Genomic DNA, 11,160 nt, shown 5'->3' on the forward strand with positions numbered 1-11,160 from the left:
ATCAATCGAGAGCACCTGTGGACCTCATCCTCAAAGCCTGTCTGGGCGCCGCCGTGGTGGTGATCCTTGCCGCCCTGGCGAAAACCCGCAACTACTACATCGCCGGGCTGGTCCCGCTGTTTCCGACGTTCGCCCTGATTGCCCACTACATCGTCGGCAAAGAGCGCTCATTGGAAGACCTGAAGACCACCATCCTGTTCGGCATGTGGTCAATCATCCCCTACCTTGTCTACCTGATGGCCTTGTACCTGCTGGTCGATCGCCTGCGCCTGGAAGCGTCGCTCGCCCTGGCGACGCTGGCCTGGCTGGTAGCCGCCGGCATACTTGTGAGCCTCTGGCTGCGCCTGCACTAAAGCTGCGCCCAATGGCTGAGGTCCTGTCGATGGGCTTTCAGGTAAGGCAAAACAGCCGCCAGCAGCGGCGCCTTGAACTGTTCCTGAAAGCGATGGGCCAAGCCCGGGATCAAGCGTAACTGGCTGCCCTGAATATGCGCAGCCAGGTGCACACCATGCATCACCGGCAGCAACGGATCGGCCGTGCCATGCACCACCAGGGTGGGCACCCGCAGGCGATCCAGCAAGGCCACCCGGCTGGGTTCGGCAAGTATGGCCATGATCTGGCGTTCGACCCCTTCAGGATTGAAGGCACGGTCATAGGATTGCGCCGCCTGGCGCAACAGTTCCTGACGATCGTCCTTGACCTGTGGGCTGCCCAGCGCCGCCAGCAGGTCGGCCTGCTGCTCGATGGACACCTCACGGTTCGGCGCTTCGCGGCGGGCCAGCAACTGCACCAGCGCCGGGCTTGGCGTTGGCAGGCCCTGGGCGCCGGAGCTGGACATGATCAAAGTGAGGCTCTCCACCCGCTCGGGGGCCAGGGCCGCCAAGTGCTGGGCGATCATTCCGCCCATGCTCACCCCCAGCACATGAAAGCGTTCGATGCGCAGGGCGTCCATCAGCCCCAGGCTGTCTTCGGCCATGTCCGTAAGGGTGTAGGGGGCCGTTACCGAGAGCCCGAGTTTGTAACGCAACAGCTGATAGGTGAGGTTGGCAGTGGCCGGGGCCTGGCTCCAGGTGCTCAGCCCGACATCACGGTTGTCGTAACGGATCACCCGAAAACCTTGCTGACACAGGGCAACCACCACCTCATCGGGCCAATGGATCAATTGCCCGCCCAGGCCCATGACCAACAGCAGGGCCGGGTCCGAATCGCGGCCGATGCTCTGGTACGCCACGCTCAGTTGCGCCAGCTCGACCCGCTCGGTGGGCACATTGACGTCACAGCGCGACGCCGCAAAGGAAGAAGTAGCACCGATCAGTGCCAGAAAAAACAAAAAAGCCCGCATGACAGAAACACCAGAATGCAAATCCCCAGTAGAACGCGAGTCTGATGAAAGCCGTTCAAGCGCGCTGCCACAGTTGCGTGACAATTTAATGAATGGCGCCCGACGGTCATCCCGACGACGGGCTGTGGACGTTACCGGGCGTCGCTCAACTGCAAAATGCCAGTCGACAGCCAATAACAACATGAGAGAAACTCAACATAAGAAGTTTTTCATCCAGTTTTGCTCATGGAGCCAGTCGTGCTTGAGATCCGCCACCTGAAAACCCTGCATGCCTTGCGCGAGGCTGACAGCCTGGTCGAGGCCGCTGAACGGCTGCACCTTACCCAGTCGGCCTTGTCTCACCAGTTCAAAGAGCTGGAAGAGCGCCTGGGGATGCAGCTGTTCATGCGCAAGACCAAGCCAATCCGCTTCACCAGCGCCGGCCTGCGCCTGCTGCAGTTGGCAGACGCCACCCTGCCCTTGTTGCGCGGTGCCGAACGCGACATCGCCCGCCTGGCAGGCGGCACCGCCGGGCGTCTGCACATGGCTATCGAATGCCACAGCTGCTTTCAATGGCTGATGCCGACCATCGACCAGTTTCGCGACGCCTGGCCAGAGGTCGAACTGGACCTGGCTTCTGGCTTTGCCTTTGCGCCGCTGCCCGCCCTGGCACGCGGCGACCTCGACCTGGTGGTGACCTCCGACCCGCTCGAGCTGGCCGGCCTGACCTATGTGCCGCTGTTCACCTATGAAGCCATGCTCGCCGTAGCCAACCAGCACCCCTTGGCCAGCAAGCCTTACATCGTGCCGGATGACCTGATCAGTGAAACCCTGATCACCTACCCGGTAGAACGTGATCGCCTGGACATTTTCACCCGTTTCCTCGAACCCGCCGATGTTGAACCTGCGCAGGTGCGCACGGCGGAACTGACGGTCATGATGATGCAGCTGGTCGCCAGCGGGCGAGGCGTTTGTGGCATGCCGCACTGGGCTTTGCACGAATACAGCTCGCGCGGTTACGTGAAGGGCAAACGCCTGGGCGAGAAAGGTCTGTTTGCCACTTTGTATGCAGCCGTGCGCACCGACATGCTCGATGCACCCTACATGCGCGACTTTTTGCTGACCGCCAAAGATACCTCGTTCTCCACCCTCGACGGGGTCAGCGCCGTGCGTTGACGGTCACGCCAGCTTGCGCTGCTCCTGCACCAGGCGCAGTGCCAGGCCGGCAAGGACAAAGCCCATGACATACCGCTGCAGCCTCAGCCACAGCGGATAACGCACGAACCAGGCCGAAAGGCTGGCAGCGAACACAGCGATCAACAGGTTCACCGAGAAACTCACGCTGATCTGGGTCAGGCCGAGGATCAGGCTCTGGGCCAGTACCGAGCCGTGCTCAGGGGTAATGAACTGCGGCAGGATCGACAGGTAGAAGATCGCCACTTTGGGGTTCAGCACGCTGGTCAGAAAGCCCATCATCACCAGTTTTGCCGGTGCATCGGGGGCCAGTTCGCGGGCCTCGAAGGGCGAGCGTGCCCCCGGCTTGAGTGCTTGCCAGGCCATCCACAGCAAGTAGGCGGCGCCCGCCCAGCGAAGCAGGTCATACCCCAGTGGAACTGCCATGAACACGGCCGTCAGGCCCACGGCGGCGGCCGTCATGTGCACCAGAAAACCGGCAACCACGCCCACCAGCGAGGTGACCCCGGCCATCCGACCCTGGCAGATCGAGCGCGAAATCAGGTAGATCATGTTGGGGCCGGGCGTCAGCACCATCAACAACGCCGCGCCGGTAAACAACAGCCATTCATGCAGGGGAATCATAAGCAGTCCTTTGCCAATGGAAGGTTAGCCAGCTTACCGCGCCAGCGTGCGGTACAGCGGCAGGATCAGGTCCCGTGTCAGCGGCGCCAGCTCGAGCGACAGCGGCTTGCGTGCCGAGACCCAGACCACCTCTTCGATTTCTGCACCGGGCTCGACGGGCATCGCGGTGTGTACCTGAAACAGCTCGGCCTGAACCTCAAATCCCGGCTCGTTGGCCGCTGGCGCGCTGAACTGGCCGAGGTAGTCCGCATCCTGGGGGTCGATCTGCAACCCCAGCTCTTCAAACAGTTCGCGGGCCAGCGCCGACACCGGCTGTTCATCGGCCTCGATCTTGCCGCCAGGCTGCATGAAGGCCTGGGTGCCACGCTTGCGTACCAACAGGGTACGGCCTTGCGGGTCGAGCAGCAGGGCAGCAGCGATGCGGATGGTTTTGCTCATGGGAAACTCGTCAACAGAAAAACGCGTTAGGATCACATGTTGCCGGTGCCAGCACAATCGCGTCGCCGTACCGCGCCCTGACGAACGTCCCTTGCAACGCGCCGCGCCTGGCCGCATAAACAGTCCATGAACCTGCCCGCGATGAACCACCCGGAACTGGCAGCATTCCACCCGGCCGTACGTGCCTGGTTCCTGCACTGTTTCCCGACCGTGACCGCCGCCCAGGCCCAGGCCTGGCCGCTGATTCGTCGTGGCCAGTCATTGCTCGTGGCGGCCCCGACCGGTTCAGGCAAGACCCTCACCGCGTTCCTGGCGATTCTCAACGAGCTGTTCAAGCAGGGCCTCGCCAGTGGCGCGTTGCCCGACCAGACCCAGGTGGTTTACGTCTCGCCGCTCAAGGCGCTGTCCAACGACATCCAGATCAACCTGCAAACGCCGCTGGCCGGTATCAACCAGGCACTGATCGAACAAGGCGCAGAGCCGCTGGCGATTCGCACCGCAGTGCGCAGCGGCGACACCCCGCAAAAGGAACGCAACGCAATGCGCCGCCTGGCGCCGCATATTCTGGTCACCACCCCCGAGTCATTGTATGTGCTGCTGGGCTCCGAATCCGGGCGCCAGGGCCTGGCCAGCGTGCACACGGTGATCGTCGACGAGATTCATGCCCTGGCTGGCAACAAGCGCGGCAGCCACCTGGCCTTGAGCCTGGAGCGCCTGCAAGCATTGTGTGAACACCCCCTGCGGCGTATCGGGCTGTCAGCCACCCAGCGGCCGATTGAACGCGTGGCCGAGTTTCTGACCGGCCAGGGTCGCACCTGCGCAATCGTCGATATCGGCCACGCCCGTGCCCGCGACCTGGCCCTGGAAGTCCCACCGGTGCCGCTGGATGCGGTGATGGCCACCGATGTCTGGGGATTGCTGTACGACCGCCTGGCGACCCTGGCGCGCGAACACCGCACCACCCTGGTGTTCGTCAACACCCGCCGCCTGGCCGAGCGCTTGACCCGCCACCTGAGTGAGCGCCTTGGCCCGGATGCGGTCGCCGCGCATCACGGCAGCCTGGCCAAGGAGCATCGCCTGGCAGCCGAGCAGCGCCTCAAGCGCGGCGAGTTACAGGTGCTGGTGGCCACCGCGTCACTGGAACTGGGGATCGATATCGGCGAGGTCGAACTGGTGTGCCAGATCGGCTCGCCGGGCTCCATCTCGGCTTTTCTGCAACGGGTCGGGCGCTCCGGCCACCAGGTCGAGGGCACGCCCAAAGGGCGGCTGTTTCCCCTCTCCCGCGACGACCTGATCGAATGCGCGGCCCTGCTCGACTGCGTACGCCGTGGTGAACTCGACACGCTGCACATTCCAGAGGCGCCGCTGGATGTACTGGCCCAGCAGATCGTTGCCGAAGTCAGCTGCCAACCCTGGCAGGAGCAAGCGTTGTTTGACTGCCTGCGCCGGGCCATGCCCTACGCCGGGCTCGACCAGGGTCACTATCAGGCCTTGCTGACGATGCTCGCCGAAGGCTTCAATGGCCGTCAGGGCGTGCGCAGTGCCTACCTGCACCGCGATGCCGTGACTACCAGCCTGCGCGGGCGACGCGGCAGCCGCCTGACCGCCCTGACCAGTGGCGGCACCATCCCCGACAATGCTGACTACGCCGTACTGCTCGAGCCTCAAGGGTTGAACATCGGTAGCGTCAACGAAGACTTTGCGGTGGAAAGCATTGCCGGCGACATCTTTCAGCTGGGCAATATCTCGTACCGCATCTTGCGGGTGGAAAGCGGCAAGGTGCGCGTCGAAGATGCCAAGGGCCTGCCGCCGAGCATCCCGTTCTGGCTGGGTGAGGCACCGGGGCGCAGCGATGAGCTGTCATTCGCGGTTGCACGCCTGCAAGGCGAGATCGACCGGCGCCTGGGCGCGCCTTCCAACCCGCAGCAGGTGGCGCTCGACTACCTGAAAAACGTAATTGGCCTGGCGCCGGACAGCGCCGAGCAACTGCTCGACTACCTGGGCCTGACGCGCCAGGTGCTGGGCGCGCTACCGTCGCAAGACACCCTGATCATGGAACGCTTCTTCGACGAATCCGGTGGCACCCAACTGATCATCCACTCGCCTTTCGGCAGCCGGATCAACCGCGCCTGGGGCCTGGCTCTGCGCAAGCGATTCTGCCGCACGTTCAATTTTGAATTGCAGGCGGCGGCCAGCGAAGACGCCATTGTGCTATCGCTGTCGACCAGCCACAGTTTTGCCCTGGAGGAGGTATGGCGATACCTGTCGAGCAACACCGCCGAATCCATCCTGGTTCAGGCACTGCTCGATGCACCGCTGTTTGGCGTGCGCTGGCGCTGGAACGCTGGCGTTGCCCTGGCCTTGCCGCGCTTTGTCGGTGGCCGCAAGGTGGCCCCGCAGATCCAGCGCATGAAAAGCGAAGACTTGATCGCCGCCGTGTTCCCCGACCAGATCGCCTGCCTGGAGAACATCGTTGGCGAACGACAAATTCCTGACCATCCGCTGATTGAACAAACGCTCGATGACTGCCTGCATGAGGCTATGGACTGCGAAGGCTGGCTGGCCTTGCTCAAGCGTATCGAACACGGCCAGATCACCCTGGTCTGTCGTGACCTGCCTGCACCCTCGCCCCTTGCAGCGGCCATCCTCAATGCGCGGCCCTACACCTTTCTCGACGATGCACCGCTGGAAGAGCGACGGACCCAGGCGGTGCAACGTCGACGCTTCGGTGAGGTGCAAAGCAGTGACGACCTTGGCGCCCTGGACCCCGAGGCCATCAGCGCCGTGCAGGCCGAAGCCTGGCCAACACCTGACCGCATCGATGAAATGCACGAGGCGCTGATGAGCCTGGCGTGTATCAGCCTGGAGGAAGTAACGGCCAACCCTGAATGGCACGCATGGCTTGAATCGCTCGCCAGCGCTGGCCGGGCCTGCTACCTGCAGGTGGACGCAGGTCACGGCCTGTGGCTGGCCCGTGAGCGTCTGATGTTGCTGCGCAGCCTCTATCCCGACGCCCCCATGACCCCCGCCCTCGCACCACTTGCCGGGTTTGACCAGGCTATCGAGCACGAAGCGGCGCTGGTGGAAGTGTTGCGCGCGCGCCTGAGCGGTTTCGGGCCGCTCACACTGGAACAGATCGCCGCACCGCTGCAGCTGCCCAGCAACGCGCTGGAACAGGCGCTGGTTGTACTGGAGGCGCAAGGTTATGTCATGCGCGGCTACTTCTGCCCCGAGCAAGCGGCGCTGCAATGGTGTGAACGCCACTTGCTCGCGCGCATTCATCGCTACACAGTCAAACGCCTGCGGCGGGAGATCGAACCGGTCAGCCTGCAGGATTTCATGCGTTTCCTGTTCGACTGGCAGCACCTCTCGACCGTCACCCGCTTGCAAGGACCGGCAGCGCTGAACGAGGTACTCGCGCAACTGGAGGGTTTTTCTGCCGCCGCCGGGGCCTGGGAAAGCGACCTGCTGCCCAGCCGGATCAAGGACTACAGCCCGCGCTGGCTGGATGAAAGCTGCCGCGCCGGCAAACATGCCTGGGCACGCCTGGCACCCGCTGCTGCCAGCAACACGTTACGCAGCACGCCACTGGTGCTGTTGCCGCGCCCGCAACTGAACCTGTGGCGGGCACTCGTCCCCGGCGTTGAAAACAACGAATTGAGCCCTCGTGCACAACGGGTTCATACGGTGTTGAGCGAGCACGGAGCGCTGTTTTTCGACGAACTGGTGCATGACGCGCACCTGCTGCCCAGCGAACTGGAAAACGTGCTGCAGGAACTGCTCGCCGCCGGCCTGGTCAGCGCCGACAGCTTCGCCGGCTTGCGCGCGCTGATCACCCCCGCCAGCAAGCGCCAGGGCCGTAGCCACCGGCGTAGCCGTGGGCCGCTGTTCAGCAGCATGGAGGACGCCGGGCGCTGGTCCCTGCTGCGCAAGGTCACGGCTGCGGACGACCGCGAAGCGAGTCTGGAGCACGTTGCCCGCACCTTGTTACGTCGTTATGGCGTGATCTGCTGGCGCTTGCTGGAGCGCGAAGCCGACTGGTTGCCCAGCTGGCGTGAACTGCTGCGCTGCTACCATCGCCTGGAAGCCCGTGGCGAGATCCGTGGCGGGCGCTTTATCAGCGGCCTTGCAGGTGAACAGTTCGCCTTGCCCGAAGCCGTGGCGCTGTTACGCGAAGTTCGCAGGCGTCCCGTGGACAACAGCCTGGTCGCTATCAGCGCCAGCGATCCGTTGAACCTGCTCGGCACGCTGTTACCTGGCAGCAAGGTACCTGCGCTGAGCGGTAATCGCGTGCTCTTTCGCGATGGCCTGCCGGTCGCCAGCCTGGTCGCCGGCACCCTGCATTATCTGGTTGAAATCGAACCGAACCAGCAAGGCCCGTTGCGCGACCGCTTGATCCGCGAGAGCAGTCTTTCGGCGTAACCGGCCGTGCGCGAATGATTTTTACTCAAGCAAACCGCCGGCAAACCTTCATCTGTGCAGGCTGGCGCTATCGCGCCGAACCGGGCTATGGTCGTGGATTGTCCAGGCCCTGAGCCTGACCGTGCCATCGCAAGGAACCCGTATGAGCCTGTCACTTCTCAGCCGCTACGCCTTTTTCGCCGCCTGTGTCCTGTTCACCCTGGCGAGCCTGCCGTTTCTGCACCATGAATGGCTGTGGCCGTTCACCCTGGGCACCGCCGTGCTCAGCCTGATCGGTATCGTCGACCTGCTGCAGAGCCGCCATGCGGTGCGGCGCAACTACCCGATTCTGGGGAATATCCGCTACCTGGTCGAAGGCATTCGCCCGGAAATCCGCCAATACCTCCTCGAAGCCGACAGCGATGCCCTGCCCTTCTCCCGCGCCCAGCGCTCTCTGGTGTACGCGCGGGCGAAAAACGAAGCCTCCGACAAACCCTTCGGCACCTTGATTGACGTTTACCAGGCCGGCTTCGAGTTCATCGGCCACTCCATGCGCCCTGCGCCCTTGAGCGACCCGTCGAGCTTTCGCGTGATCGTCGGCGGACCGCAGTGCACCCAGCCTTATTCGGCTTCGGTGTTCAACATCTCGGCCATGAGCTTCGGCTCGCTCAGCGCCAACGCCATCCGGGCGCTCAACCAGGGGGCCAAGCTGGGCAACTTCGCTCATGACACCGGTGAAGGCAGCATCAGCCCCTATCACCGCGAACACGGTGGTGACCTGACCTGGGAGCTGGGCAGCGGCTATTTTGGTTGCCGCACCTCTGACGGTCGCTTCGACCCCGAGCGCTTTGCCGAGCAAGCGCGCAGCCCGCAAGTGCGCATGATCGAAATCAAGATGAGCCAAGGCGCCAAGCCCGGCCATGGCGGTATCCTGCCCAAGCATAAGGTCACCCGCGAAATTGCCGATACCCGTGGGGTGATGATGGGCGAAGACTGCATTTCGCCGTCGCGCCACAGCGCCTTCTCGACGCCGATCGAGATGATGCAGTTCATTGCCCAACTGCGTGAACTGTCGGGTGGTAAGCCGGTGGGATTCAAGTTCTGCCTGGGCCATCCCTGGGAGTTCATGGGCATTGCCAAGGCCATGCTGGACACCGGCATCCTCCCGGACTTCATCGTCGTCGACGGCAAGGAAGGTGGCACTGGCGCCGCACCGGTAGAGTTCACCGACCATATCGGTGTGCCCCTGCGTGAAGGCCTGTTGTTCGTGCACAACACCCTGGTCGGCCTGAATCTGCGCGACAAGATCAAACTCGGCGCCAGCGGCAAGATTGTCAGTGCCTTCGATATCGCCAGCGTGCTGGCCATCGGTGCCGACTGGGCCAACTCGGCCCGCGGCTTCATGTTCGCGATTGGCTGTATACAGTCGCAAAGTTGCCACACCAACAAATGTCCCACCGGCGTCGCCACCCAGGACGCCTTGCGCCAGCGTGCCCTGGTAGTGCCGGACAAAGCCCAGCGGGTATTCAACTTCCACCACAGCACCCTCAAGGCCCTGGCCGAAATGCTCGCCGCCGCCGGCCTGGATCACCCGTCACAGCTGGAAGCCAAGCACCTCGTGCGCCGCGTCTCGGCCACCGAAATCAAACTGTTCTCGCAGATGCATGTGTTCCTCAAGCCGGGTGAATTGCTCAGCGGCGAAATCAGTGGCGAGTTCTATTCGCGGATGTGGCAGATGGCCCAGGCCGAGAGCTTCGAGCCGCGCACCATCACGGCAGCATGAACCAGCGCTCGGCAGTGCACCTGGCGCAAGGCAGAGACATCCGGTAATACCCTGTCTTTGCAATCGTCGTCAAAACTTGCAAACCTCCCGCCGCCGATCGGCCTGTCCCTGCAGCACGGAACCACTGCTGCAGGGCACCTATCCTTTACTGAAACACCCTCGCCAAGGCTTTCATCATGAACAACGGTCGCGACCATCGCATCGACTTCTATCGCGGACTGGCGCTGATCTTCATTTTCTGGGATCACATTCCCGGCAACCCGCTGGCCAACTTTACGGTGCGTAACTTCGGCTTCAGCGATGCCGCCGAAATTTTCGTCTTCCTGGCCGGCTACGCAGCGGTGCTGGCCTACGGCAAGATCGCCCTGCGCGATGGCTGGCTGGTCGCCAGCGTGCGCATTCTGCGTCGCGCCTGGGTGCTCTATGTGGTGCACATCTTCCTGTTGGTGCTGCTGATGGGGATCGTCTTCGTCGCCAACAACCATGTCGAAACCCGCGACATGATCCAGGAAATGGGCCTTTACTATTTCCTCGGCAACCCGCAACAAGCGCTGGTGGACGAACTGCTGCTGCGCTTCAAGCCCAACCTGATGGACCCGCTGCCGCTGTACATCCTGCTGCTGCTTGGCCTGCCGCTGGTGCTGCCGGCGATGCTGCGCAAGGTCGAGTATGTGGTAGGCCTGTCGGTCGCCCTGTACCTGCTGGCGCCGATGTTCCAGTGGAACCTCGCGGCCCAGGAAGGTGGCGTGTGGTTCTTTAATCCGTTGGCCTGGCAGCTGTTGTTTATTCTCGGCGGCGCCGTGGCGATTCATGCCCAACGCGAAAAGCCGCTGCAAACCCGAGCGGCCTGGCGTCAGCCACTGTTCATGGTGGCCGCGATTTACCTGCTGGTGTGCGCCGTGATCGCCTTGTCCTGGCGCTGGCCTGCGGTGCATGACGCCTGGATGCCCAAGCTGCTTGCCGAATGGCTGTACCCGATCAGCAAGACCAACCTGTCGCCTGCACGCCTGTTGCACTTCCTGGCCCTGGCTTATGTCACTGCCAAGCTGTTGCCGAGCGGGCCCTGGGTTGAAGGCTGGCTGGTGCAGCAAAGCTGCCGGATGGGGCGTTATTCGCTTGAGGTATTCTGCTTTGGTGTACTGCTGGCGCCGCTGGCCGACATGGCCAATGCGCTGGGTGGCGATACCTGGCCCGTGCAGGTCGTGACTGCGCTGGTTGGGGTGGGCCTGATGGTATTGCTGGCGCTCTGGCTTGACCTGAACAAGCGCCTGGGGCGGCCGGTGCAAGTACCGGCTTGAGCCTTTCTATAGAGTGGGCGCCCCCCGGTAGGCGCCCCCACAATTTGGAGGGGGGGTGAGATCACGGTGCCGCGCCCGCCCGCGGAACCTCGGCAGGCGTG

Annotated in this window: 8 protein-coding genes; 5 read left to right on the plus strand and 3 right to left on the minus strand. The window is 63.3% G+C overall.

Going from position 1 to position 11,160, the window contains the following annotated elements:
• Positions 1–26 precede the first annotated feature (26 nt).
• Positions 27–353, plus strand: a complete 327-nt coding sequence (locus tag I5S59_RS22440; RefSeq protein WP_197878533.1) for a GlpM family protein — start codon at positions 27–29, stop codon at positions 351–353.
• On the opposite strand, the gene I5S59_RS22445 is transcribed toward I5S59_RS22440, so the two are convergent.
• Entirely contained in the window at positions 350–1,342 is a 993-nt protein-coding gene (locus I5S59_RS22445; RefSeq protein WP_197878526.1) for an alpha/beta fold hydrolase, read from the minus strand. The two genes, I5S59_RS22440 and I5S59_RS22445, sit on opposite strands and share 4 nt — an antisense overlap.
• A gap of 237 nt (positions 1,343–1,579) precedes the next feature.
• On the opposite strand from I5S59_RS22445, the gene metR reads away from it, so the two are divergent.
• A complete protein-coding gene (gene metR, locus I5S59_RS22450) occupies positions 1,580–2,497 on the plus strand; it encodes a transcriptional regulator MetR (RefSeq protein WP_128324077.1) in 918 nt (305 codons plus the stop codon).
• 3 nt (positions 2,498–2,500) lie between these two features.
• On the opposite strand, the gene I5S59_RS22455 is transcribed toward metR, so the two are convergent.
• Both I5S59_RS22455 and I5S59_RS22460 read right to left on the minus strand, forming a co-directional pair.
• Positions 2,501–3,139: a LysE family translocator gene (locus I5S59_RS22455; protein ID WP_197878527.1), complete on the minus strand. Its 639-nt coding sequence runs from the start codon at positions 3,137–3,139 to the stop codon at positions 2,501–2,503.
• Positions 3,140–3,172: 33 nt separating this feature from the next.
• Entirely contained in the window at positions 3,173–3,577 is a 405-nt protein-coding gene (locus I5S59_RS22460) for an NUDIX hydrolase (RefSeq protein WP_128324075.1), read from the minus strand.
• Between the two features lie 126 nt (positions 3,578–3,703).
• Here I5S59_RS22460 and I5S59_RS22465 point away from each other — a divergent pair, with 126 nt between their 5' ends.
• The 3 genes from I5S59_RS22465 to I5S59_RS22475 all read left to right on the plus strand — a co-directional run bounded on the left by I5S59_RS22465 (position 3,704) and on the right by I5S59_RS22475 (position 11,059).
• Positions 3,704–7,999 carry a DEAD/DEAH box helicase gene (locus I5S59_RS22465; protein WP_197878528.1) on the plus strand — a complete coding sequence of 1,432 codons (4,296 nt, stop codon included), beginning with the start codon at positions 3,704–3,706 and terminating at the stop codon, positions 7,997–7,999.
• 142 nt (positions 8,000–8,141) lie between these two features.
• Positions 8,142–9,761: an FMN-binding glutamate synthase family protein gene (locus I5S59_RS22470; RefSeq protein ID WP_197878529.1), complete on the plus strand. Its 1,620-nt coding sequence runs from the start codon at positions 8,142–8,144 to the stop codon at positions 9,759–9,761.
• A gap of 176 nt (positions 9,762–9,937) precedes the next feature.
• Positions 9,938–11,059: an OpgC family protein gene (locus I5S59_RS22475; protein WP_197878530.1), complete on the plus strand. Its 1,122-nt coding sequence runs from the start codon at positions 9,938–9,940 to the stop codon at positions 11,057–11,059.
• Positions 11,060–11,160 lie beyond the last annotated feature (101 nt).

The sequence above is a fragment of the Pseudomonas alkylphenolica genome (genome assembly GCF_016009175.1).
Lineage (GTDB): Bacteria > Pseudomonadota > Gammaproteobacteria > Pseudomonadales > Pseudomonadaceae > Aquipseudomonas > Aquipseudomonas alkylphenolica_B.